The following is a 24525-nucleotide window of genomic DNA, read 5'->3' as shown; positions in this document are numbered from 1 at the left end:
CGCCAATCAGGGTCGTCAAGGCAGACTGGTTGTGGGTCATCGTGGGATCACTTCTTTGCTTCTTGCCGGAAACAACTGGGGCTCCCACGATGGCTCCTCTACGTCAACGACGACGAGAGCCCCGCGGGAAGTAACACCACGCTATGAGACTCACCCACCAGTTCACGCTCGATCCCCGACAGGTGCCGTTCATCTCAGACTCGAACTGACCTCGTCGCGGGGACGCGGGTCGATCCGCGGAGATCACGCCCAGGCGCGTTCAGCCGAGCGCGGATCGGACGTCGGTCTCGGCGAAGTCGTCGCCGACGTAGAGCAGCGTGTCCCTGGTGACGGTCGCCAGAGCGTAGCTGTAGCAGTCACCCAGGTTGAGGCGGGCAGGATGACCGGAACCGCGGCCGTAGTCGCGATACGCCTGCTGCGCGACACGCGCCTGCTCTGCATCGAACGGCACGATCTCGACTCCCCAGTCGTGCAGCTTCCGATCCACGATCGCGTGCGCCTCCGGCCGTCCATACCTCATCAGCACCGCGGTGAGCTCCACGACCGTCGACGCGGATATGGCGACCTTCGACGCCGAGGCGATCCGGTCTGCGACACCGTCGGCATACTCTTCGTCATCGATCACCGCGACGATCGCGGACGTATCGAGGATCATCGGGGAAGCCCCCACTCGTCATACAGATCGTCGTCGATCTGCTGCCGCGTGGGGCCGCCCCGCAGCCTCTCTCGAATCTCGACCAGATCACGCCGGATCTGCTCGCGCCGCACATCATCGCCCGCCTGCTCGCGCGCGAGCTTCTCACGCAACGCGACCTCCAGCGCGCCCACCTGCGAGGTACCCAGCAGCCGCGCCAGGTCACGGGTGAGCTCCAGTACCGCAGGATTCTTGATGTTCAGGCTCATGGCACCATGGTACCGCCCGGCAGCCACCCTTATACCTACCGCTGCAGGCGCCGCGCCCAAGCCCATCGGTGAATCCAGGCTCTGGGACCGATGTGTGGCGAGGCTCTCACATCACGCCGTGTAGCCGTGGGAGCGGTCGTGCTCCGCGAGCCGCGGGTCCCTCTCCTCGGCCGGTCCGTATCCTCCCCCGCCACCTGTCTTGATCGTGACGCGTGAGCCTTTCGGCAGAGGCAGCTGGTTCACTTTCAGGATGCGCTCGGGGCCATCGCCCCGATCCAGCTCCACATCGGTCGGCGCGCCGGCCCCACCGCCGAAGAGACCCCAGGCAGGGGTGTTGCCGCGCTCGAACCACAGCGAGACCGTGATGCGTTCGGCGAGCGTCTCATACTCGCGCCACACGCCGAGCCCACCCCGGTGTTTGCCTACGCCGCCCGATCCCTCGCGCAGCCCGTAGCCGTGGATCCGGATGGGGTATTTGGCCTCGAGCACCTCGATCGGAAGGTTCTTGAGGTCGCCTCCGCCATAGTTGATCTCTCCGTCCGCTCCGTCCAGACCGCTCATCGCGCCCCATCCGACGGCAGTCGCCTCACCATAGAAGAAGCGTTCATCACTGTCATCGGGCATGCCCGTGAAGAAGATGTTCATCGAGTCGGCCGGCTGGCCTGCCGCCACGGCATCGGGCAGGGCAGGCGCGAGAGCCTTCAGAATCAGGTCGATCATCATGCCCAGATGCGGATAGTAGAACTGGCAGGCGGCGGGCTCGCGCGCATCGAAGACGGAGGCCGCATCGGTCTTGATCGACAGGTAGCGGAATGTGCCGTCGGTCGCCGCGAGGTCCGGCCGGATGAGGAACTTGAACGCCAGACGGGCCGCCGACACGGTCTGCGGATAGCCGCAGTTCATCGAGCCGGGGGTCTGCGGGCTCGATCCGCGCAGATCCAGCTCGATGGTCTCGTCCGCGACCGTGATCTTCACCTTGACCGGCACCGGGTCACCGCCGGGTCCCCAGGAGTCGAGTGCGCCCTCCGCTTCATAGACACCGTTCGGGATCGTCCGTACCGCCTCGATGTCGAGCTGCTCGCACTGACGGAAGATCTCCTCCGCGGCAGCCTCGATCCTCTGCTTTCCGAAGCGGTCGTACAGCTTCGCCATCAGCACCTCACCGGTGTGCGCGGCCACGACCTGGGCGTGCAGGTCGCCGTGGACTGACCGCGGCATCCGGCTGTTTCGCAGCAACAGGTCGATGATGCCGTCTTGACGCACCCCCTCGCGGTAGATGTGCGTGGGTCCGAGTCGATAACCCTCTTGATAGATGCTCCGCGAGTCCACGGCCTGACTCGGGTCCTTGGCGCCGATGTCGATCCAGTGCGCCTTCGAGGCCCCGAAGCCGACGAGCTCACCGTCGTAGAACAGCGGCGAGAACACGGACACGTCGTTGAGGTGGCTGCCGACCAGATAGCTGTCGTTCACGGCATACACGTCGCCCGGTTTGAAGATGTCGTAGCCGATGCCGAAGTGCGCGATGGTCGCGTCTATGGCGGCATTGAGCGCGCCGAGGAAGATGGGCAGGCCGGTCGACTGCCCGAGCAGCCTGCCCTTCGCGTCGTACAGAGCGACGGCGCAGTCCTTCATCTCGTAGATGAGGGGCGTGTAGGCCGAGCGGATGAGGTTGTTGTTCATCTGCGCCGCGATCGACTCGAAGGCGTTGCGGATGACCTCGACGCTGACCGGGTCGACGGTCTCGGTCGCAGCGGATGAGGTGACGATGGCGGCGCTGTTCAACTCGCGTTCCTTTCGAGGATGAGGTGGCCGGCGGCGGACGGCGTCGCGGCCCAACCGGGCGGCACAAGGATGGTGCATCCGGACTCGAGCACGATGGCCGGTCCGACGACGACGCGGCCGGCGGGGATGGTGCCCCGATCCACCACCGGTGTCATGACGCTCGAACCGGCGAAACGCACCTCTTGCTCGCCGAGCACGACCGGCTCGGCCTCCGCCGCGACGGCGGCTGCGGCGGGACGCGCCGTCACACCCGTTGCGACCAGTCGCACGGCCACCATCTCGACGTCCTCTGACGGGTTGTTGTGCCCGAAACGTTCCTGGTGCTCGTCGTCGAACGCCGCCCGTGCGGCATCCACGTCGTGCGCTGCGCCCAGCGGAACCGACAGGGTGTATTCCTGACCCGCGTAGCGGAGGTCGAGCACGGGCAGCAGGCTCATCTCGTCGACGGCGAATCCATCGTCGGCCAGAAGCTCGCGTCCGCGCTGCTCAAGGCCCTCGATGGCGGCTTCGAGCTCGCCCGCGTCGAGCCGGCTCAGCTCCGACCAGAGCGAGCGCACCAGGTCGTAGCGCGTGTCGGTGTGCACCATGCCCCACGCCGACAGCACACCGGGGTTGGCGGGCACGATCACCCGCTCGATCTCCAGCTCGTCTGCGAGGCTCGTAGCGTGCAGGGGCCCTGCGCCGCCGAAGGCGACAAGGGCGAAGTCGCGCGGATCGATGCCGCGCGCGACCGTGATCTCACGGATCGCATTGGCCATCGCAGCGTCGGCGACCTCGATGACTCCGAGCGCCGTGCGCTCGACGCTCAGTCCCAGAGCGTCGCCGACCGCCGCGAGCGCCGACGCGGCAGCGGCCTCATCGAGGGTGAGCGAGCCTCCGAGAAGCGCGACACGCGGCAGCCGTCCGAGCGACACGTTCGCGTCCGTCACGGTCGGCTCGATCCCCCCGCGGCCGTACGAAGCGGGGCCGGGCACGGAGCCCGCCGAACGCGGGCCGACGCGCAGAGCGCCGCCCATCACATGGGCGACGGAACCGCCACCGGCCCCGATGGTGTGCATGACGACGCTCGGCGACAGGAGCGGGTGCCCCTCGATCTCCGAATGAACGGCGATGTCGGCCATGTGGTCGATGACGAGGCTCACGTCGAACGACGTGCCACCCATGTCCACGCAGATGAGCCGGTCGATGCCGAGGTCGTCCGCGATCGCGACACCGGCCATCGTGCCGCCGACCGGCCCCGAGAAGAGCGTCTGAATCGCGTTGCCCCGAGCCTGAGAGATGGGCATGGTGCCGCCGTTGGACTGCATGACCTTCACATCGCCTTCGAAGCCGACGCCGCGCAGTCTGCCCTCGAGCTCGTCGAGGTAGCCGCGAACGATCGGGGCGACGTACCCGGAGATGGCCGTGGTGCTCGTCCTCTCGTACTCCCGCCACTCGGGTGCAGTCTCGTTTGAGATCACGACCGCCAGATCGGGGGCCACGTCGGCGAGGATGTCGCGCACCGCCCGCTCATGCACCGGATTCCGATAGGCATGCAGGAGGACGACGGCGACGGCCTCGTATTCGGCAGCGAGCCTCACCGCGAGCTCGCGTACGGCGCCAGCATCGAGCGGCTGCACGACGCGGCCGTCCGCTCCGAGCCGTTCGTCGATCTCGAAGACGTCACGCCGGGCGATCAGCGGCGCGGGCGCCACGTAGCGGAGGTTGTACATGTCGGGCCGGCTCGCGCGCCCCAGCTCGTACACATCGCGGAAGCCGCGCGTGGTCACCAGAGCCATGCGAGCGCCTCGACGCTCGAGAAAGGCGTTCAGTCCGGCGGTCGTCCCGTGGATGAATGCCTCGATTCCGTCGGGCGGCACCCCGAGCAACCCCACCGCGTTGAGCACGCCGTCAGCCAGCGCGCCCGGCGTCGAGAGAGCCTTCGCCGTGCGCACCTCGCCTTCGGACGAGACCGCGACCGCATCGGTGTATGTGCCGCCGATGTCCACGCCCACCCGGAACTTCATGTGACTCTCCCGCCTCGTACGGATACCACCTATTAGGCAATGTACGAGCCTGCTGTGTCACGCGTTAGTCCGTAGTGTTACAAGAATGCTAAGTGTAAAGAAATCACGAACAATACTTATCAGTCGTTCGCAAGCTTCTCGTTCGAGTCGCTCATCGACAGTACTCGGCGCGTATAGCTCTCGGACACGAGGCTTCCGAGGCTCAGCATCGTTTCGATCCGTTTGACGTTCGGGATCTGCCAGAGGCGATCCAGCAAGAGCTCGCGCAGATGCCCGTGGCCGCTCAGCCGGAACCTGGCGAGCAGGTCGTATTGCCCGGTCGTGACAGTCAGCTCCTCGAGCTCCGCGATCTGCCGAAAGCCCTCGAGGGTGGGCGCGAGGTCGCTGCCCGAGTCCAGCGTGATCGGCATGTACACGACCACGTCGAATCCGAGCCGATCCCAATCGACCTCGACGCTGTACCCCTTGATCACACCCAGTCGCTCGAGGCGCGCGATGCGCTCGGCCACCGCGGGCGCCGACATATTGATCTGTCGCGCCAGTGCCCGTTGAGACAGACGCGAGTCCGCGGCCAGCTCACGCAGCAGTGCCATGTCGGTCTCATCGAGGGTGATCGGGTCTTGGGGGCGATCAAGGGCGCCGACCAATGCGGCCATTGGACTGCGTTTGGGCACGATCAGGGTTCCTTCGACTCGTCGTTCAGAGCACCGGCGGGTGCTCTGGGATGGGACCTGCGGACGGCCAGGCCGACTCCGCGACGATACGCGGGAAACCGGGCATGGCGGCCTCCGGAATAAGGTAGCGCGCGACAAAGCGCTCCACGGCCAGGCCGCGAGGAATCGTCACGATGGCGAGTCCGACACCCGTTGCGGCGAGGCGCACGATCTCGCCTCGGTCGCGCTCGAGGTCTCCGCTGATCGTGAGGCGAACGGCGTCCGCCGTGGCGAGCCGACCTTTCTCGGAGTCGGCGGCGACGATGGTGTCCCAGATCGGCAGCACCAGCTGCGCAGGAGCCGGCGTCACCGCGACCCGCACGGGGTCACCGATGCGCCAGCGCGCGGGCAGATCCACCCACCGACCCGACCACGCCGCCTCGAGCACGCTGCGGTCCTCAGCCGCTGCATCCTCGTCCAGCCCGCCATTCGTGACGACCGCGACGACGCGTCCGCCCGAGATGTGGTCGACCACCGAGAGCTCTTCAGCGAGGGTGGTGGGATTGTCACTGCCGAGTACGACCGGAACGAGGATGCGCACGTCGCGCGTCACCGCCGCGATGGCTGCCGCGAAGGCAGCCTCCCCTCCGGCGAGCGCGGGGATCGCCACCGCAGCGACACCCGCCCGATCGGCCTCGGCCGCAACGTCGAAGGCGTCGGTGCTTTCGTCAGACGCATCCAGAGCGATCGCGATCCTCATGCGGCGACGAGCCCTTCGGCGGCCGGCAACACGGTGTCGGACATGCGCGCGAGCATGGCGCGCACGACGGGCGCCGGCGCGCCCTCGATCGCGCAACGGAACACCACGTCGTCGACCCCTGCGTCCGAGACCTCGTGGAGCGCGTCGACGACCGCGGCGGCCGAGCCCACCACAGAGGTAGCCACCGCGTCCGCGAGAGCCTGGTCGGCGTTCGCGACGAAGTCCATGCTGCGCGTCGAGTCCCGCTCGGAAACGCTCCAGCCGAGCCCTGCGTAGAGCACGTAGCTCGCGCGTTGCCAGTCGAGCACGGCCTCGCGCTCACGCAGATCGTCGGTCACCCAGAAGTTTCGAAGGGCCGCGACGCGAGGTCGTTCGCCGCCGGGGCGTCCCGCCGATTCCCATCCGGCACGGTGCGCGGAGGCGAGCTCGCGGACGAGCGGGAGAGGGTTCGCCCCGGAGAGAAGGATGCCGTGTCCCCGGGCGCCCGCCCGCGCGACTCCTTTGGGTGTGGCCGAGCCCGCCCACACCATGGCCCCTTCGGGGACGGCACGCTCGACCATCAGGCGGGTACCCTCCCGGTGAAGCTTCACGCGATCGGTCATCGCGATGCCCTTTCCCTCGAATTCGATCTGCCGGTATCCGAGCCCGAGTCCGATGTCGAGGCGGCCCTCGTAGCGACGGGCGATCTGAGCGGCGACGCGTGAGGCGCGGTCCGCTTGGTGCAACGGCATCAGCATCATCCCGGTGCCCAGACGCAGAGTGCGGGTCGCCGAGAGGGCCGCCGCGGCCGCGGGCAGCAGCGCCGGGCAGTAGCCGTCGTAGAAGAAATGGTGTTCGCTCAGCCAGAGGGACGAGTAGCCGTACGATTCGATCGCCCGCGCGTCTTCGAGGAAGTCCCGGTAGGTACGACTGTGATGTCGCGGCGCAGTCGCCGTGGCCTGCAGGCACCATAGGCCGGCTCCGAATCTCACGTTGCGACTCCTCCCGCCGCCCGCGCGGCCGTTCTTTCAGGCGATATGCACGATACGCATGATCCGTTACATTCATGTAAACACAGGGGGCATTCGACCTATCGAACGCAAGGTTCTTCCGAGTCGACGTGTCAAGATCGGCACATGGCAGAGATGGATGCGCCCGTCCGCGGCACCGCCCTGGTCACCGGTGGCGCCGGCGGCCTCGGCTTCGCGATCGCTCGCCGACTCGCCGTCGGAGGAGACCGCGTCGTGATCGCCGACATCGACGAGACGGCGGCGGCAGCAGCAGCCGCCGCGCTCGCAGAGAACGGCACGGAGGCGACGGGGGTGCGGCTCGATGTCACCGACGAGGCGGACGTGGTCGAGGTCATCGCGCGAGTCGATGCCCGATGGCCGCTCACCACGGTCGTCAACAATGCGGGTGTGGCTTTCAGCGAGCCGCTCGTCGAGACGACCGCAGCACAGTTCGAGCGGCTCTTCGCCGTCAACGTGACGGGCACTTTTCTCGTTCTGCGCGAGGCCGTGCGCCTTATGACGCCCCGCGCGGCGGGCGCGATCGTGAACATCTGCTCGACATCTTCGTTCACCGCCTCGACCGGCCCTATGGCCGCTTACGACGCCTCCAAGGGCGCCCTCGCGATGCTCACCCGCGCGACGGCGCGCGAGTGCGCGCGCACCGGCATCCGGATCAACGGCGTCGCGCCGGGCACGATGGACACCGCGCTCGTACGTGGACTCGGCGAGAGCACCGAGCTGCTCGCCCGACTCGCCGAGACCCGCATCCCGGTGGGCCGGCTGGGCGAGACCGACGAGGTCGCCGCCGCCGTCGAATGGCTGGCCTCTCCGGCTTCGAGCTATGTGCTCGGTCATATCCTCGTCGTCGACGGCGGATGGCTCGCATGAGCGGCGCGGCTCTCGTCACGGGTGCAGGTGCCGGCATCGGCCGGGCGACTGCGCTGCGGCTCGCCGAGTCCGGCTGGGCCGTCGCCTGCGTCGATCGCGATCCTGACGCAGCGGATGCGACTGCGCGATTCATCGCCGAGCAGGGGGGCCGAGCATCCACGCACGGGGCCGACGTATCGGATGCCGACGCCATCGACGCCGCCGTGCGCGATGCGACCTCGAGGCTCGGCGCCCTGACCGGGTGCGTCGCCTGCGCCGGCATTGAGCTGACCGGACCTGCACACGAGCTGTCGGCCGACACGGTGCGCCGCGTCGTGGAGGTCAACCTGCTCGGGGCGTTCTTCACGGCAGCCGCGGTTGCCCGGCCTGCGATCGAGGAGGGCACGACGGCGTCCATCGTGCTCGTCGCGAGCGTGAACGGCCGCACGGCTTTTCCCGGACAGTCCGCGTACACCGCGTCCAAGGGCGGAGTCATCGCGCTCGCGACGGCCCTCGCCGTCGACTGGGCCGCGCACGGCATCCGAGTGAATGCCGTTGCGCCGGGCGTCACCGACACATCGATGTCTGCGAGTTCTCTGGGTGACGACACCAAGCGGCGGACGCTGCTCGCCCGTGTCCCGCTCGGTCGCCCCGCCCAGCCCGAGGAGATCGCCGACGCCACGGTCTTCCTGCTTTCCCGCGCGGCGAGCTACATCACCGGACAGACCCTGAACGTCGACGGCGGGTGGTCGTCGCTGGGCTGACGCTCGGCGCGACCACCCGCCCCGCGAAGGGCTACTCTGCGGTCAGTCGTTGGCCACCATGTCGTTCGAGAGCTCGTTGATCTTCACCGTCGCCCCCGCGTCCGTGAGCAGGAACACGTCCTCGACCCGCACGCCGACGCGTCCTGGCCAGAAGACGCTCGGCTCGATCGTGAACATCATCCCGGGTTCGAGCGGAGTCTCGTCTTCGTCGGAGAGATACGGCAGCTCGTGCACGTCGAGTCCGATGCAGTGACCCGTACGGTGCCGGAACCAGTCGCCGTATCCGGCTTCCTCGATGACGGCCCTCGTGGCACGGTGGACCTCGCCACCCGTGGCGCCCGGGACCGCGGCCGTGCGGCCGGCCTCCTGCGCAGCCATGACGATCTCGTACACGCGCTCGTACTCGTCGCTGGGCTGCCCGATGTGGATGGTCCGCCCGAAATCCGAGCAGTAGCCGTCGACGATGGCCCCGAAGTCGAAGTTGACTCCCGCGCCGCCGGGCAGCCGCTGCAGCGACAGACGCATGCTCGCGTCGCGGTCGAGGCCGTGGCCCATGGCCCAGACGGCCGTGTCGAAGCTGGCGCCGGGCGAGCCGAGCTTGCGGATCCTCAGGTCGATCTCGGCCGCCAGGTCGAGCTCGGTGACACCGGCCTGCACATGCGGAGTGACCTCCGACATGACCTGGTCGACCACGAGTGCGGCGCGCCGCATGCGCTCCACCTCGTCGTCGTCCTTGATCCGGCGGATGCGGTTGATCAACCGGTCGGCGACCACGAGGTCGGCGTCGGGCCGGTGAGAGCGCAGCTGCACGGTCGTCTCGGCCCAGGTACGACCGCTGACGGCGATGCGCTCGATCGCGTCGCTCTCGTGCGCGCACGACTCGGCCACCGGCCGCGCACCGATGGCGATGCGCGCGGGGCGCTGGGCGAACGCGTCAAAGGCGCGCCGGAAGACCTCCTGTCCGTCGTCGTGCTCGGTCGCCGTGATGATCTCTCCGACGACGCCACCAGGAAGATGGAACTCCTGATGGTGCTTCGTCAGCACGAACAACGGCTCCTTGCCGGGCGCGAAGAAGGCGCCCGAGATCCAGTGGTTCGTGTACCCCACGTTGCCGAAGGTCGGGATCGGCCTGCTCAAACCGGTGAAGTACTCGAGGTCCGTCTGCGACGCCGGCAGGAAGAGCACATCGACACCCGCGGAATCCAGCTGTTCGTTGAGCTGGGCGCGGCGCCCCGCGTAGTCCGGCGCACCGGTCAGACCGAGCTCACCGGGAAGATCGCGGGTCACGCGGCCACCTCGACGTCCCGCTCGCGGATGATGTCCTCGTGGCTGTGGACGATCCACCACTCGCCGTCCTTCTTCTGCCATTGGAGGGTGCAGCGCAACGTCCTTGCCACGCGGCGGCCGTCGGGCAGCTCGTACACAACGGTCACCCGGTGCCGGCCGAGCGCGATGTCGCCATGGATGGTGATGATCGGGTCCTCGGTCACCATCGACAGGGCGCGCGGCACGTCGATCCCCGCCGGGCGGGCGGCGCGCACCAGGGCGAATTCCTCGTGGCCGTTGGCGATCTTCTCGGTCTCCCAGTCCCAGATCGTCGCCTCGGGCGCGATGCGGTGGTCGACGCGATCGGGGTTCCCCGCGAGAAAGCCCGCGTAGATCGCCTTCTGCTCGTCCCAGATCTCCTGCTGGTCGGGATCGAACTCGGATGTGTCGGCCAGGTCGGTGATGCCTTCGTTCGCGGTCATGCGACTTCCTTCCTTGTCTTCACGCGGTGAGTCGTTCTCACACGTCGGAATGGCTTCCCGCGGAGGGAAGCGCAAGCGCTGCGGCGGCGTCTGCCAGGCGGGCCGGGTCGAGGTCGGTGGGGGGATCGACGATGAGCTCGTCCACCCCGAGTGCGGCGAGATCCGGCATGATCTCGGCCACGGCATCGAGAGCGTTCGCGGTGCCGACCAGCCGCAGCAGGATGCGCGGATGCCGCCCGCCCGCGTGCCGGCGCAGTTCGTCGATCGAGCGTCCGAGGTCGGCGAGGTCCAGGCGCGCGAACGCCTCGTGCGCCATCCATCCGTCGCCGAGCGTTGCGGCGCGTCGGAGCGCGGCCCCGCTCGTGCCGCCGATGACGATCTCGATGTCGTTCACGGGAACGGGTCTGCTGTGCATCGGCACCTTTGCGGGATACGACCTGTTCACCCCCGCAGGGACGCTGCCGCTCCACGCGGTGCGCACGGCGCGAACCCAGTCATCGGTGAGCGCACCCCGGCGACGGAAGTCGACACCCATGGCGTCGAACTCCTCTGCGAGCCACCCCGCACCGATCCCCAGCACCAGGCGACCGGGGAAGAGCCGGTCAAGACTCGCGAACTGTCTCGCCACGACATACGGGTGCCGGATGGGCGCGATGAGGATGGCGGTGCCGAGCACGATCTGCTCGGTGGAGGCAGCGACGAGCGCCAACTGAACGACTGGGTCGTACCAGTCCCCGTCCATGGACCAGTCGGCGCGGCCGTCGGCGCTGAACGGATACGCGCTCTGCGACTGGGCGGGAAGCATGATGTGATCGCTCACCCAGAGCGATCCGAAGCCGGCGTCTTCGGCCGCGCGCGCCCACGATCGTAGCTTCCGATGACCGCTCGGGGTGGGCATCCGCACGCCGACCCTCATGAGCGGCGCCTCATGAGGACGCCTCGATGAGCACCCTCGCGTGCTCCGACCGCGGATTGCCGCATACCTGATCCGTGTCGCCCCGTTCCACGATGTCGCCCCGGTACATGACGACCATCGAGTCGGAGATGTGCCGGACCACGGCGATGTCGTGGCTGATGAACAGCATCGCGATGCCCAGACGCTCCTGCAGTTCGAGAAGGAGGTTCAGCACCTGGGCCTGCACAGATACGTCGAGCGCCGATACCGCCTCGTCGCACACGAGAAGGCGCGGCTCGAGAGCGAGCGCGCGCGCGATGTTCACACGCTGCAGCTGGCCACCCGACAACTGGTGGGGCAGACGCTCCGCGATCTCGGGCGAGAGCCCGACGTGGTCGAGAAGCTCGAGGACGCGAGCGCGTCGGGTGTCGACGTCGCCGATGCGGTGGATGACGAGGGGCTCCGCCACCGACCATCCGATGACGCGTCGGCTGTCGAGCGCGAGCAGCGGCTGCTGGAACACCGCCTGCACCTGACGTCGCAGGCCTCGCTGGTCGCGTCGGAGCCAGTCCTGCACATCGCGCCCCGCGAACGACACGGTTCCCGAGTCCGGCTTCTGCAGCCCCAGGACGAGGTTGGCGATCGTCGACTTACCCGATCCCGACTCGCCGACCAGGCCTACGATCTCGCCCTCGCCGACGGCCATCGTGACGCGATTGGCCGCAACCGTGCGACGGTCTCCCGAGCCGAACGTCTTCTCCACATCCGTCAGCTGCAGCAGCGCCATCACGAGCCTCCCACCGGAGACGATCCCAGCACGATCTCGGGATCCCACGCGACGTTCGTGGCGAGGGGCACCTTGCGCGGACCGGTCATACCGATCGATGCGGCGAGGAGTGAGGTCGTATAGGGGTGTGTGGGCGACCCCGTCACCTCGGCTGCCGGGCCCTGTTCCACGACCTTGCCACGGAACATGACGACGATCGTGTCGGCGAGTCGCGCAACGACATGCAGGTCGTGGCTGACCAGCAGCAGGCCGAGGTCACGCTCCCGCCGCAGCTCGTCGAGCAACGCGATGAGCTCGAGTTGAACCGACGCGTCGAGCGCGCTCGTGGGCTCGTCCGCCACCATGATCCGCGGATCGTGCAAAAGCGCGCCGGCGATCATGAACCGCTGCAGTTGGCCGCCGGAGAGCTGATGAGGGTACCGGTCGACACGGTCGCCCGGCGCGGTGATGCCGACGCGGTCGCACAGGGCGATGAGCCGTTCCCTCGCGGCGGCGCGCGCCGCCCGGGGCGTCGTCTCGAGCAGCTGGGCGCTGATGCGGCGCGTCGGATTCCAGGAGGCGGTCGGATCCTGGAATACGACGCCCAGCGCGCGGCGGCGCATCAGACGCAGCTGCAGAGGGGACGAGTGCAGCAGCGACTGCCCCTCCAATTGGAGTCGCTCGGCCCGCACGTCCGCCGTCTCGAGAAGCCCCACAGACGCCATCACCGAGCTGGTCTTGCCGGATCCCGTCTCGCCCACGAAGGCGACGCACTGCCCGGCGGCGAGACGGAAGGAGACGCCCGAGACGGCATCCGTCTCCTGCCCCGGATAGCGGACGGCGAGTTGCGCCACGTCGAGCAGCACGTTCATGAGCTCCCCCTCGAAGAGCGCGGCGAACGCGAGAAGCCGTCGCCGAGCCACACGCAGACCGCGACCACCGCGAGGATGAGGAACCCCGGCAGGACGGGATACCACCATGCCGACAGCGCATAGTTCTTCGCGGTGGCGATGATGAGTCCCCACTCCGCGTCCGGCGGCTGAGTCCCGAGTCCCAGGAACGACAGACCGGTGAACGCGACGAGCACGTAGCCGACGTCCAGCGTCATGCGCACGAGCAGCTGCGGATAGCTGTGCGGGACCACGTGCCATCGCAACAGCTGCAGCGACGACGCACCCAGGGTGCGAGCCGCCGTCACCGACAGCTCGTTGCGCTGCGTACGCACGATGGTTCGGACCAGCCGGGCATAGGAGGGCCACCAGACGATGATGAGAGCGAGAACAGCCGACCAGGTGCCACGGCCGACAGCCGACGAGATCGCCATGGCGAGCACGAGATACGGAAAGGCCAGGAAGACGTCGGTGAACTTGCTGAGAACGGTGTCGATCCATCCCCCGAACCACCCGCCGACCGCTCCGAGCAAGACGCCGATCGCGGTGGCAGAGAGCACGACGACGAGCGCTGCGCCGATGGAGACCCGAGCACCGAGCATCATGCGCGAGAAGATGTCACGCCCGGCCTCATCGGTCCCGAACCAGTGCGTGGGCGACGGAGGCTGGAAGCGGCCGCCCACGTCGACGGCGTTCGGCTCGGCGATCACGAGAAGATCCGGCCAGACGAGGAGAACGAGCAGGATCACGCCGATGACGGATCCGACGATCATGCGCGCGGTCAGGGGTCGGCGACCGCGGCGCGTGTCGGGTGCGGGCAGTACGGCTGCTGCGGTCATCGGGCCTGCCCCACTCTCGGATCGAGCCATCGGTTCACGACATCGGTCAGCTCGTTGACGATCACGAACACCGCGGTGATGATCAGGGTTATCGCAAGGATCGAGTTGTAGTCGAACGTGCGGAACGCGTTGTAGGCGAACAGGCCCAGACCCGGCCACGAGAAGATGACCTCGACGATGATGGTGCCGCCCAGGAGCCACCCGAACTGCAGGCCGAGCATCGTGACGACAGGCGCCAGCGAGTTTCGCAGGACGTCCGCCAGGAGCACGTGCCGCTCGGTGTTGCCCCGCGCCCGCGACGTGCGCACGTAGGGCCGTTCGAGCTGTTCCGACACCGTCGATCGGGTGAGGCGCATCGCGACGCCGAGCTGCGACAGCACGAGCACGGTGACCGGCAGGACGAGGCGCGTCGCCGCGTCCGCGAGCGCGTACGAGTTGCCGCCGAGCAACGAGTCGAGCAGCGTGAACCCGGTGAGGCGCTGCAACCCGTATGCCCCGTAGTCGAGGGATCCCGAGACGGGCAGCCAACCGAGCCCGGATGCCAGGGACAGTTGCAGGACGAGAGCGACCCAGAAGACCGGCAGACCGGCGCCGAGTACCGAGAGGACGTTGAGGCACGACGAACGGACGCCAGGCGGGAGCGTGGCCCAGACGACTCCGAGCCCGACGCCGACGAGCGCGTACACGAGCATGGCCAGGAGGACGAGCTCGAGGGTCGCGGGGAGGAATCGCACCACGTCGTCGATCACGGGCTGACGTGACTGAATCGAGTCGCCCAGATCGAGACGCACGATTCCCGCGATGTAGGTGACGTACTGCTCCCAGACCGGCAGGTCGAGGCCGAGCTGCCGGCGCACCTCGGCGACCTGCTCCGGCCCGGCGTCCAGGCCTGCGGCCAGCCGGGCGGGGTCGGCGGGGATGACGCGACTGAGCAGGAAGGTCAGGCTCACGGCTGCCCACACCACGACCAGGATCCAGCCGATCCTCGTCGCGATCCCGCGGAGGATCGTACGCGCGCGATGGGGCACCTCCCCGGCGCGCTGCACACCCTCCTGCTCAGTCGCAACGGTCATGACCCGGTGGACCTCGCGTAGAAGAACCGCACGACGTAGTTGTAGTCCATCGGCTCGTAGGCGACCTTCCACGTGTCGAGCACCGGCTGAGCGAGCGACGGCTGCGTGCCGTAGATCGCGAGGAACTCGCTGTTGATGAGGTCGACGGTGTCGAGCACCGCCTGCTGGCGCTCGCCTTCATCGGTGATCGATGACAGCGCCTGTATCGCCGCGTCCACCTCGGGGTTCTGGTAGTACGACCAGTTGTAGCCGCCGTTGGGTGCGATGTTCGTCGAGAGGTAGGACTGGGCGAGCATCGCCGAAGGATCGTCCGAGACGGCAGACATGTCCAGGAAGGTGATGTCGGCAGCGGACTCGGGGTTCGACTGGATCTCCACCATCTGCGGCCACGGGACCATGTTCAGCTCGAGGTCGATGCCGATCTCTCCGAGATTCTGCTCGAGCAGCGTCGCAGCGAACTCCTCGTACGACAGACCCGAGATGCCCATGAAGGTGAGTGAGAGGCCGTCGCCGTATCCGGCCTCTTCGAGCAGCTGGGTCGCCCGCTCCACGTCGCGTTCCTTCGGTGCGAGGTCTTCGAGACCACCGCCGAAACCGGAGGGCAGTGGACCGACTGCTGTCTGCGCGAAGCCCTGGTAGTACTCGTCGAACGCCTCGTAGTCGAAGGCGAGCGTGATCGCCTCGCGGACGCGGACGTCTTGGAGCGCCTCGTTGGCTGTGTTGAGGGGAAGGACCTTGACGCTCAACGCCGACTGCTCGACCAGCTTGACACCGTCCATCGCCGAGGCGGCCATCGAGTCGTCCGGACCGACAGCGCCCATCATGTCGATCTCGCCCTGCTGCATGAGCTGAAGCGCCGTCTGCACGTCGGGGTCGGTCCGCAGGGTCACCCGCGTCGGCGCGCCGTCCTCCCAGGGGAGGCGGTAGTCCTCGAACGCGCTCAGCTCGATGGCGGTGCCTCGGTTCCATTCGTCGAGCACGTACGGGCCGGAGCCCGCCTCGTTCGCCGCGAACCAGTCGGTGGCCCAAGGATCCTCTGTCGTCGCGTTCTCCTCCACCGCGTCGCCCGAGACGATGGCGATCTTCTGCAGTCTGCCCGGCAGATAGACGTCCGGCGCCGAGAGCGAGACCACGACGGTGAGATCGTCGGATGCCGTGACCGACTCGATGCCGGTGATGAGCGTCGCGGGGCCCTGGTTGATGGCCTTGACTCGCTCGATCGAGCTCACGACGTCGTCTGCGGTGAGGCCGGTGCCGTCGTGGAAGGTGATGCCTTCTTCCAGCGTGAACGTGTACTCGGTCGCGTCGTCGTTCATCTCCCACTCGGATGCGATCGAGGGGCCGATCGTGACTCCGCCGACGTCGTATGCGGTGAGCGAGTCGTAGACGTTCCGGACGAACTCCAGACCGTCCGACGAGAATGCGATGGCGGGATCGAGGGTCTGTGTCTCGGCGATGTTGGAGAAGGAGACGGAGACATCCCCCGCCTCGGAGGGCGTCTCGGCCTGCTGTCCGCAGGCCGAGAGCCCAAGGACGGCGAGCATGAGGATGGCGCCCGTGCTTGCAGCGCGTTTCGGGATCATGGGTGGTGCGCTCCTTGCTGTCGTCGGTGCTGTGACATCACCCGCGGTTCGCGGTGATGCTTCGGCGATGGCTCGCCGAATCCTGGTGGAGCGCGCCCATGGCGAGGCCCCGGTCGGTGCTCGCCATCCATGCGACCAGTCGCTCGATCCCGGTGACGAGCACGTCGTCCGGGCTTGCGAGAGAGATCCGAATCTGATCGCTGGCCTCGTCTCCGAATGCGCTGCCGGGGGCGACGGAGACCCCGGCTTCGACGAGGTCCAGAGCCGCGAGACGGCTGTCCACGCCGGGCGCGAGCGCGACCATCGCATAGAAGGCACCATCTGGCCGGCGGAAGGGAACGACGGGCTCGAGCATCGCCGTCGCGATCTCGCGTCGCACGCGGTAGGCGCTCCGCATGGAAGCCACGTCGTCCTGCGGTCCACTGACGGCGGCGAGAGCTGCCGCCTGCGACACCGCCGAGATGCACGACAGGAGGGGTTCCTGGATGTGGGCGAGGGTGGGCGCGAGCCATCGCGGCGCCACTACGTAGCCGACTCGCCATCCGGTCATCGCGTACGTCTTCGAGAACGAGAAGACGGATACGACGTTGTCGGTGCCGAAGCCGGCGGCGTGCGCAGGCTCGCCGTCGAAGATGAGCTCGTCGTAGACCTCGTCCGAGATGACGAGCACGTCCCGTGCGGCGGCGAGCTCGACGATTCGCCGCACCAGTTCCCGAGGAAAGACGGCGCCGGTGGGGTTGCTCGGAGAGTTCAGCACGATCGCTCGGGTACGAGGCGTGATGAGCGCGGCGATGCGGTCGATGTCGGGAAGGAAGCCATCCTCGGCGCGTAGCCGGTAGGGCACGGGGACTGCCCCGAACAGCCGAGTGAGCATTCGATAGTTCGGCCAGGCGGGGTCGGGGATGAGCACCTGGTCGCCGGGCTGCACGAGCGCGCTCAGCACCGCCGAGATCCCCTGGCCGGCCCCCTGCGCGACGATGACGTCCTCGGGCGCCACCGACCAGTCGTACCGCCGGAGGAGTCCTGCGGCGATCGCTTCGCGCAGCTCGAGCACACCCGCACTGTGCGTGTATCCGGTGCTGCGGGTCGCGGCGACCCGACCGGCGTCCAGGATGTGCGAGGCGGCCCGGAACCCGGGCTCGCCGATCTCGAGACGCGCGATGTCGCGCGAACTCGCCTCGGCGAGGTTGACGATCTCCCGGATTCCTGAGGATCCGAGATCCCGAACGTGCGGTGCGACCTCGAGCACTGGTCCGCCTTTCTGTGGTGACCGTGTCGAAGGTACGTACCGGATGTGTCAATCGATAGTGCGGATTGTTACACGCTTGCTAAATGAAAGGTTTTCTATGGATTCATCCTTTCGAACATCCATCATCTGGGTAGGCTGCAGGAATGGCAGACCCTGTGAATCGCGGCATCTGGATGCTCGGCACCGATCCGGGAGCTGCGCGTACGATCGCCGTCGCCGGCATCGACTGGATCGCCTTCGACCTGCAGCACGGACGGATCGACGACGCGCGCATGCACGACCTCCTGCTCGCGACGGCCGGCACCGTTCCACGCTGGGTGCGTGTGGGGGCGGCGGACGCTGCCCGCATCGGTCGCGCTCTCGATTCGGGTGCGGACGGCATCCTGGCCCCGCAGGTGTCGTCCCGCGACGAGGCCGAGGCCGTCGTTCGCGGCGCTCTCTACCCGCCCGACGGCGCGCGCAGCTGGGGGCCACTAGCCGGATACGGCGCAAAAGCCGTGCCGGCGACACCGCGTGTGGGCGTGATGATCGAGTCCGAGGCGGGCTTGCGCGCCGTCGACGAGATCGCCGCCGTGCCGGGGATCGACCTGGTCTTCGTCGGCCCCTTCGATCTAGCGCTCAGCCTCGGCACGACCGTCGAGGACCTGCTGGACGCCGCGGACGATCCCGCGAGCCCGCTCGCCCGGATTCGTGACGCCGCACGTGCGGTCGGAGTGCGGCTCGGCGCATTCGCGGGCACTCCGCGGAGCGCGCGCCGGTTCGCTCGCATCGGGTATCGGCAGCTCACGGTCGCCACCGACATCCTGCTGCTCACAGAGGGCGTCGAGCGCGTGACCGCCGACTCCGGCGCTCTCCGAGCGCCGGCCGAAGACGCCGAATAGTTCCAAGAAGGAGTACGAGATGTATCGACGGCCCGCGCCGGATCTGCTCATCTCGCGCGGGCACGTGCTCGATGTCGCGACTGGCGAACACATACGCCGCGATGTCGGCGTGCGAGACGGACGGGTCGTGCCGGCCGCGGCGCTGCGCGACCCGCGGATCGTGGATGCATCGGAGCGCACGGTGCTGTTCGGCCTGTGGGACTGCCACGCGCATCCGGGCAGCCTCATGCATGACCCGACCGGTGATGGCTATTTCGAGGGAACACCGGCGCGCACCCTGCGCGCGCTCGCGAACATGAGCGACGCCCTGCAGGCGGGTGTCGTGGGGATGCGGATTCTCGGCGAGACCGACGAGATAGACATCGCCATCGCGCGCGCGACGGCATCCGGCCACCTCATCGGCCCCAGAGTGCTGCCCTCCGGGTTGGCCCTGCACACCACCGGAGGTCATGGCCACGCCTACCCGCGCGACTACCTGCGCATGATGTACTTCGACAAGGTCGACGGACCTGACGCCATCCGCCGATCGATCCGGTCGCACGTCGAGCACGGCGCCCAGTGGATCAAGGTGTGTCTCACCGGCGGCCTGTTCAGCGAGCACGAGGCGGTGGATGACGCACAGCTCGACGCGGAGGAGCTCGAAGTTCTCATGCGCACCGCCGCCGCCCGAAACATCCCGGTCGCCGCACACTGCGGATCGCCACGTGTGGCCGAGCGGTTCGCCCAGCTGGGCGGTCGCTCGATCGAGCACGGCTACGCGCTGGACGAAGCGGCTGCTGCGTCGATGGCCGCGAACGGAACCTGGCTCGTGCCGACCATCAGCGTCAGCCACGACGAGGAGATGATGCGCGCCGACGGTTGGCCGGCGCACGCGATCGCACGCGCGAAGGACGCCGCGCGTGCTCATGGAGAGGCACTGCGGGCTTGCGTCGCGGCCGGGGTGCGGATCGCCATCGGGGCGGATCTGAATCCGATCTCAGTTCGCCTGCATCGCGAACTGGAGCTGCTCGAGGCCGCGGGCATGTCTCGTCTCGCGGTGCTGCATGCCGCCACGGCGGGCGGGCGCATGCTCAACGGCGTCGGATCGAGCACCGCTCCGACCGAAGGAGACTCCGCGGACCTCATCGTGGTCGACGGCAATCCGTTGGACAGGATGGCGGTACTGCGCGAGCCGAGCGCCGTCATCGTGCACGGCCGGATCGCCACGGCCGGCATCGCGTGACCGAGAACAGCTCGGGTGCCGCCGTCGGGGGTGACGTGGTCCTCGCGCAATGGTCCGCGAGCGAGGTCGAGTCTCTCGGCACGCGCAGGGCCGTCGCGGCGCTGGAGGAAGTGCTGCGGCAGGGATTCGACCCGGCGGACGACATCGCGCGGACGACGACCCCGCTCGCTCGCGGGGAGTTCCTCGTCATGCCGTCGCAATCGGCCCAGTGGGTGGGGCTGAAGCTGATCACAGTCGCCCCGGGCAATGGGAGACTCGGACTGCCACGCATTCAGGGCGTCTATACGCTCTTCGATGCCGATACCCTCTCTCCCCGCGCGATCATCGACGGAGCAGCTCTCACCGCGCTGCGGACACCGGCCGTCTCGATGCTCGCTCTGCGCCCGCTGGCGGCACGCGCCGTCGCTCCGCTTCATGTCGTCGTCATCGGTGCCGGACCACAGGCCCGCCGACACGCGAGCGCGATCGATGCGATAGCGGGCGACGCTCCCGGCATCGCCGAGATCTCGCTCGTGTCGCGGCGCCCAGGATCGCCCGAGCTGATGAACGACGGCCTGCGCGGAGTCAGGGTCGTAGGGAGCGACGCTCTCGGCGGATTGCTGCCGCGTGCCGATGTCGTGGTCTGCGCGACGACGGCGCGCGAGCCGATCTTCGATGGACGCCTCATTGCCGACGGAGCTTTGGTGATCGCCGTCGGCTCTCATGAGCCGGACTCTCGCGAACTGGACTCAGCGCTGATGGCTCGGGCACAGATCCTGGTGGAGGACCGGACCACCGCGCTTCGCGAAGCCGGCGACGTGATGATCCCCGTGGCCGAGGGCGTGCTCGTGCCCGACTCGCTCGTGCGGATCGCCGACATCGTGACCGACCGTGTCGAGCTTGCACGTCGCGTTCCGATCGTGTTCAAGACGACCGGCATGTCGTGGGAAGACCTTGCGCTCGCTACCGCGCTGTTCGCGGCCAGATCCTGATGAGCACCTGCTGGGCGGCAGCATCCGATGCTGCACGCTGTTCGCAGGCCATGCAACCATGATGTGCTCATCAGGATCGCATGCACAACGTCTGCCTCCGCCCGAGAACACGTCGCACTGCGGTACACGGCGCGCCCGAGCCCCCTCACGCGGCGGGCGGCCGCCATCCCAAGGCCGGCGCGATACGCGTGGCGAACAGCTCGAGGCGCTCGATGTCGAGGTCGGCGCCAGGGGTGCTGTTGCCGGCGGCCGGGTACAGCCCCACGGTCGGCAGGAAGTCGGTCACGTACCCGAGCAGCGCCGGGTCGTCGCGCAGGTCCGCGATCACGTCTTCGACCGTGCCGTAGCGCGTCACCCGGCGCAGGTAGCCCTCGGTGTCGAGCGGTGCGAGATCGGGCTTGTACTGGTGCGCGAACTGGCGGAAGACGTTCAGCTCGCGCTCGACCCGCTCCTCGATGCTCGCCCGGCTCTCGCCCACGTAGGTGAAGCGCAGCGCGCCGATCCGTGGCCGCGACTGCGCGGGCTGGGTGCGGCCCCACGCGGCGAGATAGGCGTCGATCTTCGCTTTTTGGTCGTGCAGCGGATGGTCGGCGAACGTCCCGATCAGAAGGCCGTCTCCCGCCTCGCCGGCCGCGGTCGCACGCTCGGGCGTGCCGACCGAATGCCAGACGCGGTCGCGCAGGCCGGGTGCCGCGGGTCCAAGCCGACGGGGGTCGTCCTCTCCGGTCAAGGACCCACCGGAGAACAGCGTGTGCAGGGTCGCGAGCTTGCTGTCGAACAGCCCGCGCCGGTCGTCGTAGTCGAGCCCGAAGGCGCCGAACGCCGCCCGGTCTCCCCCGCCGGCGCCGATGCCGAGCTCGACCCTGCCTCCGCTGATCGCATCCAGCATCGCCGCATCCTCGGCGAGACGGATGGGGTCCTCCAGCGGCAGTGTCGTGATCGCCGTGCCGAGTCGGATGCGCCTGGTCTTCGCAGCCACCGCGGCCAGCAGCACGAGCGGCGAAGAGACCCGACCGCTCCCCAGCGCGAAGTGATGCTGCCCGACCCAGACGCTCTCGTAGCCGAGTTCCTCGGCGGCGACGATCGTGTCGACGATCCTGGCGAACAGGTCGGCATCGCTCTGCCCGGCGACACCCGCGGCCTGGGTGAAGAACCCGAGATGGAAGGGGTTCGCCGCCGGCTCCTCGCCCGAAGACCGTTCGCTCGCCGCCGGTGCCGCACCCGAAGGTGCGACGCCCCCGCCATCCGGCCCCGGTGACCGCGGCGCAGTGAGCTGGCCTGCCGCGTCTTTCACGACCTCTGACATCTCTCTCCTTCTTCGTCCCGGCCACGCCCACAGCGCGACCTTCTCGTTCCCGCCACGCCGGTGCCCCAGCGGCGCTGCCCCACGCCTACGGCGCGACGGCTCCGACGGTCCAGAACGGATCCAACCGCCCGTTGACCAACCAGTCCCCCGCCAGTCGCGAGCGGTACACGATCGGGTTGTGGCTCGCGACGGTGCGGGCGTTGCGCCAGTGCCGGTCGAGTCCCAGCTCGAGGTCGGTGGCGGATGCACCGAGCGCGTCGAACGCCTGCGTCACCGCTCCGAGCACCAGGCGCGGCACGATCGTCTGCGCCCGGTAGACAGCCGCGATCAGGCCCTGCCGATCCGCATCCACGCTGTCCCGGAGCTCCTTCTCCACCCGGTCATGACGGCGCGCGAGCTCGACGACGAGCGTCTCGGCCGCTTCGGTCGCGGCAGAGACCTCGCCCACGACCTGCAGGATCTGCGGGTCGTCCTGCGGGGTCGCCGCGGCGCCGTGCGCATACACCCGGCGGCGTGACCGCACGAGGGCGACGAGATCGTCGGCGAGCCGTCGGCCGATGCCCGCGGTCACCGCGAGCAGGATGAGCTGCAGCAGATCTCCGACGTGCGCCTTCGCGACCGGCGGCGCGAACTGCCACGGCTCCAACGGCACCCGGTCGAAGCTCGTCGAGCCGCTGGCCGTGAGTCGCTGTCCGAATCCGTTCCAGGAGTCGTCGCGTCGCACACCCGGCGCATCAGCGGGCACGAAGATGCTCTGCGGCGGCGCTTCGGGCCCCTTGGCGACCAGCACCAGGATCCACTCGGCATACAGGTTGCCGGTCGAGTAGTCCTTCTGGCCGCTGATCAGCGTGGTCGAGCCTTCCTGCACGACCTCGACCGACGAGCGCCCGACGAGAGTGTCGGCAGTATCGGTGACCCCGTTGGCGAAGACGCGTCCCGCGGTCACCTCGCCGAGCCAGCGTTCCCGGAAGTCCCGGTGGGCTGGGGTGTCGACCGGGTGGGACACGAGGTCGTGCACGGTATGGAAATGACCGCGGAAGGCCTGTGCGACGTTGGGATCGGCGGCGGCGAGATCGATGAGCAACCGCACGAGGTCTTCGATGCCTCCGCCCGCGCCGCCCTCCTCGACCGGCACGAGCACGGCCCCGAACCCTGCGGCCTTCAGCCGCGCGACGTCGTCGAAGGGCAGCACGCGCTTCCGGTCGCGGCTCGGAGCCGCCTCCGCGATGTCGCGGAGGATCGGACCGAACCGGTCCGCGAGCCGCGCGTAGTCGGCAGACCCGGTCGCCGTCGTGGTGTCGCCGAGAAGCTGGGAACTCATCAGGCCAGGCCGCTCAGCCGACGAGGATGGCGTTGAACCGGTCGTCGTAGATCTCCTCGAACCCGTCGGGGAAGCTCTCGAACGCCCCGCTCTGCACGAAGAAGTCCACGAGCGCCCGTTCCTTCTCGACGAATGCGGAGTCGATGGGGATCCACTCGTTGCTGACCTTCTCACCGGCGGCGACCGCCACCTCGAGGGAGACCCCGTTGAGAGCGGCGACGGCCTCGGCCTCTTTCTGGGCGTTGGCCTCGCTGGCATCCGCCCACTCGAAGTGCTCGCGCAGCGCGGCAAGGTAGATCTCGAGCGCCGCGCTCTTGTCGGGATCGTCCAGCACCGCCTGGTTGGTGATCAACGGGTAGTGGTTGTCGACCCGCCCTTCGCCGTTGGTGAGCTCACGCAGGCCCTTGGTCTCGACGAGCGAGCTCGAGACCGGCTCGATGGAGATGATGAAGTCGACCTGTCCCGAGAGCAGAGCGGCGGTGGCGTCGGGCACCGACTCGATGATGGTGAAGTCGTCTTCCTGCAGACCCGCCTCCTCGATGGCGGTAAGGAACTGGATGTAGGAGTTGGTGCTGCGCGAGAACACCGTGGTGCCGCCCTCGAGGTCCGCGATCGTCTGCGCGTCGTTGTCGGGGCCGACGAGGATGGTGTGCGCTCCCCCGTTGGCGTCGGTCGTGCCGATGACCCGGATGTCGGTGCCGCCGTTGTAGTAGCTGGTGACCGGGCCGACCTCGCCCCACTGGGCCACGTCGAACGCGCCGGTGGTCAGGCCCTGGCCGACGTCGATCCCCGCGCCGTCGATGTAGTTGACGGTGAGGCCCTCGGGCTGCAGATCGACGGCGGCCGCGCGGTTGAGGGGGCCGTTGAAGACTGAGTACTGCACGTTCAGCTCGAGGTCCTCGGCCGAGGCGCCGGCTGCCGTGTCCGATGGGGCGGCCTCGCTGGAGCCTGCGCACGCGGTCAACGCAAGCGCGGCCGCCGCGGTGACCGCGAGGGCGGCGAGCCTGGTACGGGCGAGTCGGCCGTGCGGGCGCGAGACGGATGTCGGGTTCATACT

Annotated in this window: 24 protein-coding genes; 5 read left to right on the top strand and 19 right to left on the bottom strand. The window is 68.4% G+C overall.

Features of this window, described 5'->3' with window-relative positions; genetic code table 11:
- Positions 1-259: 259 nt before the first annotated feature.
- From GVL03_RS12170 to GVL03_RS12140, 7 genes are all read right to left on the bottom strand, one after another.
- Positions 260-655, bottom strand: a complete 396-nt coding sequence (locus tag GVL03_RS12170; protein WP_159501269.1) for a type II toxin-antitoxin system VapC family toxin — start codon at positions 653-655, stop codon at positions 260-262.
- A complete protein-coding gene (locus tag GVL03_RS12165) occupies positions 652-903 on the bottom strand; it encodes a type II toxin-antitoxin system VapB family antitoxin (RefSeq protein WP_159501268.1) in 252 nt (83 codons plus the stop codon). Before GVL03_RS12165 ends, GVL03_RS12170 begins: the two co-directional genes overlap by 4 nt.
- 111 nt (positions 904-1014) lie before the next feature.
- Positions 1015-2685, bottom strand: a complete 1671-nt coding sequence (locus GVL03_RS12160) for a hydantoinase B/oxoprolinase family protein (protein WP_159501267.1) — start codon at positions 2683-2685, stop codon at positions 1015-1017.
- Complete coding sequence (locus tag GVL03_RS12155; protein ID WP_159501266.1) at positions 2682-4691, bottom strand: hydantoinase/oxoprolinase family protein; 2010 nt, start codon at positions 4689-4691, stop codon at positions 2682-2684. The genes GVL03_RS12160 and GVL03_RS12155 overlap by 4 nt, the downstream gene beginning before the upstream one ends.
- Positions 4692-4810: 119 nt before the next feature.
- Complete coding sequence (locus GVL03_RS12150) at positions 4811-5347, bottom strand: Lrp/AsnC family transcriptional regulator (protein ID WP_306770334.1); 537 nt, start codon at positions 5345-5347, stop codon at positions 4811-4813.
- 43 nt (positions 5348-5390) lie between these two features.
- Positions 5391-6104: an LLM class flavin-dependent oxidoreductase gene (locus GVL03_RS12145; protein ID WP_159501264.1), complete on the bottom strand. Its 714-nt coding sequence runs from the start codon at positions 6102-6104 to the stop codon at positions 5391-5393.
- Positions 6101-7075, bottom strand: coding sequence for an LLM class flavin-dependent oxidoreductase (locus GVL03_RS12140; RefSeq protein ID WP_159501263.1), 975 nt, complete (start codon positions 7073-7075; stop codon positions 6101-6103). Before GVL03_RS12140 ends, GVL03_RS12145 begins: the two co-directional genes overlap by 4 nt.
- 144 nt (positions 7076-7219) lie before the next feature.
- On the opposite strand from GVL03_RS12140, the gene GVL03_RS12135 reads away from it, so the two are divergent.
- Both GVL03_RS12135 and GVL03_RS12130 read left to right on the top strand, forming a co-directional pair.
- The gene (locus GVL03_RS12135) at positions 7220-7981 is read left to right on the top strand and encodes an SDR family NAD(P)-dependent oxidoreductase (RefSeq protein WP_159501262.1); all 762 of its coding nucleotides are present in this window, start codon (positions 7220-7222) and stop codon (positions 7979-7981) included.
- A complete protein-coding gene (locus GVL03_RS12130; protein ID WP_159501261.1) occupies positions 7978-8724 on the top strand; it encodes an SDR family NAD(P)-dependent oxidoreductase in 747 nt (248 codons plus the stop codon). Before GVL03_RS12135 ends, GVL03_RS12130 begins: the two co-directional genes overlap by 4 nt.
- 42 nt (positions 8725-8766) lie before the next feature.
- Here the strand turns inward: GVL03_RS12130 and GVL03_RS12125 are convergent, their stop codons facing one another.
- The 9 genes from GVL03_RS12125 to GVL03_RS12085 are packed head-to-tail and all read right to left on the bottom strand — an operon-like array spanning position 8767 to position 17767.
- Positions 8767-10011 carry a Xaa-Pro peptidase family protein gene (locus GVL03_RS12125; RefSeq protein WP_159501260.1) on the bottom strand — a complete coding sequence of 415 codons (1245 nt, stop codon included), beginning with the start codon at positions 10009-10011 and terminating at the stop codon, positions 8767-8769.
- Entirely contained in the window at positions 10008-10472 is a 465-nt protein-coding gene (locus GVL03_RS12120; RefSeq protein ID WP_159501259.1) for a DUF4440 domain-containing protein, read from the bottom strand. The genes GVL03_RS12125 and GVL03_RS12120 overlap by 4 nt, the downstream gene beginning before the upstream one ends.
- Before the next feature lie 37 nt (positions 10473-10509).
- Entirely contained in the window at positions 10510-11370 is an 861-nt protein-coding gene (locus tag GVL03_RS12115) for a TIGR03619 family F420-dependent LLM class oxidoreductase (RefSeq protein ID WP_235038145.1), read from the bottom strand.
- 28 nt (positions 11371-11398) lie between these two features.
- Positions 11399-12154 (bottom strand): ATP-binding cassette domain-containing protein, encoded by a 756-nt coding sequence (locus GVL03_RS12110; RefSeq protein ID WP_159501257.1) that lies wholly within the window; start codon positions 12152-12154, stop codon positions 11399-11401.
- The gene (locus tag GVL03_RS12105) at positions 12154-13005 is read right to left on the bottom strand and encodes an ABC transporter ATP-binding protein (protein ID WP_159501256.1); all 852 of its coding nucleotides are present in this window, start codon (positions 13003-13005) and stop codon (positions 12154-12156) included. Before GVL03_RS12105 ends, GVL03_RS12110 begins: the two co-directional genes overlap by 1 nt.
- Positions 13002-13862 (bottom strand): ABC transporter permease, encoded by an 861-nt coding sequence (locus GVL03_RS12100; RefSeq protein ID WP_159501255.1) that lies wholly within the window; start codon positions 13860-13862, stop codon positions 13002-13004. Before GVL03_RS12100 ends, GVL03_RS12105 begins: the two co-directional genes overlap by 4 nt.
- Positions 13859-14935: an ABC transporter permease gene (locus GVL03_RS12095; RefSeq protein ID WP_159501254.1), complete on the bottom strand. Its 1077-nt coding sequence runs from the start codon at positions 14933-14935 to the stop codon at positions 13859-13861. Before GVL03_RS12095 ends, GVL03_RS12100 begins: the two co-directional genes overlap by 4 nt.
- Positions 14932-16518: an ABC transporter substrate-binding protein gene (locus GVL03_RS12090; RefSeq protein WP_159501253.1), complete on the bottom strand. Its 1587-nt coding sequence runs from the start codon at positions 16516-16518 to the stop codon at positions 14932-14934. The genes GVL03_RS12095 and GVL03_RS12090 overlap by 4 nt, the downstream gene beginning before the upstream one ends.
- 37 nt (positions 16519-16555) lie before the next feature.
- Entirely contained in the window at positions 16556-17767 is a 1212-nt protein-coding gene (locus GVL03_RS12085; RefSeq protein ID WP_159501252.1) for a pyridoxal phosphate-dependent aminotransferase, read from the bottom strand.
- 143 nt (positions 17768-17910) lie between these two features.
- Here GVL03_RS12085 and GVL03_RS12080 point away from each other — a divergent pair, with 143 nt between their 5' ends.
- Genes GVL03_RS12080 through GVL03_RS12070 form a run of 3 tightly spaced genes read left to right on the top strand, consistent with a single transcriptional unit; the run spans position 17911 to position 20841 of the window.
- Positions 17911-18648 (top strand): HpcH/HpaI aldolase/citrate lyase family protein, encoded by a 738-nt coding sequence (locus GVL03_RS12080; protein ID WP_159501251.1) that lies wholly within the window; start codon positions 17911-17913, stop codon positions 18646-18648.
- Between the two features lie 19 nt (positions 18649-18667).
- Positions 18668-19870, top strand: coding sequence for an amidohydrolase family protein (locus GVL03_RS12075; protein ID WP_159501250.1), 1203 nt, complete (start codon positions 18668-18670; stop codon positions 19868-19870).
- On the top strand, positions 19867-20841 hold the full coding sequence (locus GVL03_RS12070; RefSeq protein ID WP_200847161.1) for an ornithine cyclodeaminase family protein: 975 nt from the start codon (positions 19867-19869) through the stop codon (positions 20839-20841). The genes GVL03_RS12075 and GVL03_RS12070 overlap by 4 nt, the downstream gene beginning before the upstream one ends.
- A gap of 145 nt (positions 20842-20986) precedes the next feature.
- Here GVL03_RS12070 and GVL03_RS12065 read toward each other — a convergent pair whose 3' ends face one another.
- The 3 genes from GVL03_RS12065 to GVL03_RS12055 form a co-directional block, all read right to left on the bottom strand.
- Entirely contained in the window at positions 20987-22147 is a 1161-nt protein-coding gene (locus GVL03_RS12065; RefSeq protein WP_159501249.1) for an LLM class flavin-dependent oxidoreductase, read from the bottom strand.
- 85 nt (positions 22148-22232) lie between these two features.
- A complete protein-coding gene (locus GVL03_RS12060) occupies positions 22233-23468 on the bottom strand; it encodes an acyl-CoA dehydrogenase family protein (protein ID WP_159501248.1) in 1236 nt (411 codons plus the stop codon).
- 13 nt (positions 23469-23481) lie between these two features.
- Entirely contained in the window at positions 23482-24522 is a 1041-nt protein-coding gene (locus tag GVL03_RS12055) for an ABC transporter substrate-binding protein (protein ID WP_159501247.1), read from the bottom strand.
- Positions 24523-24525 lie beyond the last annotated feature (3 nt).

It is taken from the genome of Microbacterium sp. 18062 (genome assembly GCF_902706225.1).
GTDB lineage: Bacteria > Actinomycetota > Actinomycetes > Actinomycetales > Microbacteriaceae > Microbacterium.
Note: the sequence above shows the minus strand (reverse complement) of the source record. Positions and strands in the feature narration are given on the sequence as shown.

Excerpts from the sequence above, each read along its gene's own strand:
- GVL03_RS12090 (WP_159501253.1), bottom strand. The coding sequence starts at position 16,518 with ATGATCCCGAAACGCGCTGCAAGCACGGGCGCCATCCTCATGCTCGCC.
- GVL03_RS12130 (WP_159501261.1), top strand. The coding sequence starts at position 7,978 with ATGAGCGGCGCGGCTCTCGTCACGGGTGCAGGTGCCGGCATCGGCCGG.
- GVL03_RS12115 (WP_235038145.1), bottom strand. The coding sequence starts at position 11,370 with ATGCCCACCCCGAGCGGTCATCGGAAGCTACGATCGTGGGCGCGCGCG.
- GVL03_RS12095 (WP_159501254.1), bottom strand. The coding sequence starts at position 14,935 with ATGACCGTTGCGACTGAGCAGGAGGGTGTGCAGCGCGCCGGGGAGGTG.
- GVL03_RS12165 (WP_159501268.1), bottom strand. The coding sequence starts at position 903 with ATGAGCCTGAACATCAAGAATCCTGCGGTACTGGAGCTCACCCGTGAC.
- GVL03_RS12055 (WP_159501247.1), bottom strand. The coding sequence starts at position 24,522 with ATGAACCCGACATCCGTCTCGCGCCCGCACGGCCGACTCGCCCGTACC.
- GVL03_RS12120 (WP_159501259.1), bottom strand. The coding sequence starts at position 10,472 with ATGACCGCGAACGAAGGCATCACCGACCTGGCCGACACATCCGAGTTC.
- GVL03_RS12155 (WP_159501266.1), bottom strand. The coding sequence starts at position 4,691 with ATGAAGTTCCGGGTGGGCGTGGACATCGGCGGCACATACACCGATGCG.
- GVL03_RS12100 (WP_159501255.1), bottom strand. The coding sequence starts at position 13,862 with ATGACCGCAGCAGCCGTACTGCCCGCACCCGACACGCGCCGCGGTCGC.
- GVL03_RS12105 (WP_159501256.1), bottom strand. The coding sequence starts at position 13,005 with ATGAACGTGCTGCTCGACGTGGCGCAACTCGCCGTCCGCTATCCGGGG.
- GVL03_RS12110 (WP_159501257.1), bottom strand. The coding sequence starts at position 12,154 with ATGGCGCTGCTGCAGCTGACGGATGTGGAGAAGACGTTCGGCTCGGGA.
- GVL03_RS12080 (WP_159501251.1), top strand. The coding sequence starts at position 17,911 with ATGGCAGACCCTGTGAATCGCGGCATCTGGATGCTCGGCACCGATCCG.
- GVL03_RS12075 (WP_159501250.1), top strand. The coding sequence starts at position 18,668 with ATGTATCGACGGCCCGCGCCGGATCTGCTCATCTCGCGCGGGCACGTG.
- GVL03_RS12065 (WP_159501249.1), bottom strand. The coding sequence starts at position 22,147 with ATGTCAGAGGTCGTGAAAGACGCGGCAGGCCAGCTCACTGCGCCGCGG.
- GVL03_RS12150 (WP_306770334.1), bottom strand. The coding sequence starts at position 5,347 with ATGGCCGCATTGGTCGGCGCCCTTGATCGCCCCCAAGACCCGATCACC.
- GVL03_RS12145 (WP_159501264.1), bottom strand. The coding sequence starts at position 6,104 with ATGAGGATCGCGATCGCTCTGGATGCGTCTGACGAAAGCACCGACGCC.
- GVL03_RS12170 (WP_159501269.1), bottom strand. The coding sequence starts at position 655 with ATGATCCTCGATACGTCCGCGATCGTCGCGGTGATCGATGACGAAGAG.
- GVL03_RS12135 (WP_159501262.1), top strand. The coding sequence starts at position 7,220 with ATGGCAGAGATGGATGCGCCCGTCCGCGGCACCGCCCTGGTCACCGGT.
- GVL03_RS12060 (WP_159501248.1), bottom strand. The coding sequence starts at position 23,468 with ATGAGTTCCCAGCTTCTCGGCGACACCACGACGGCGACCGGGTCTGCC.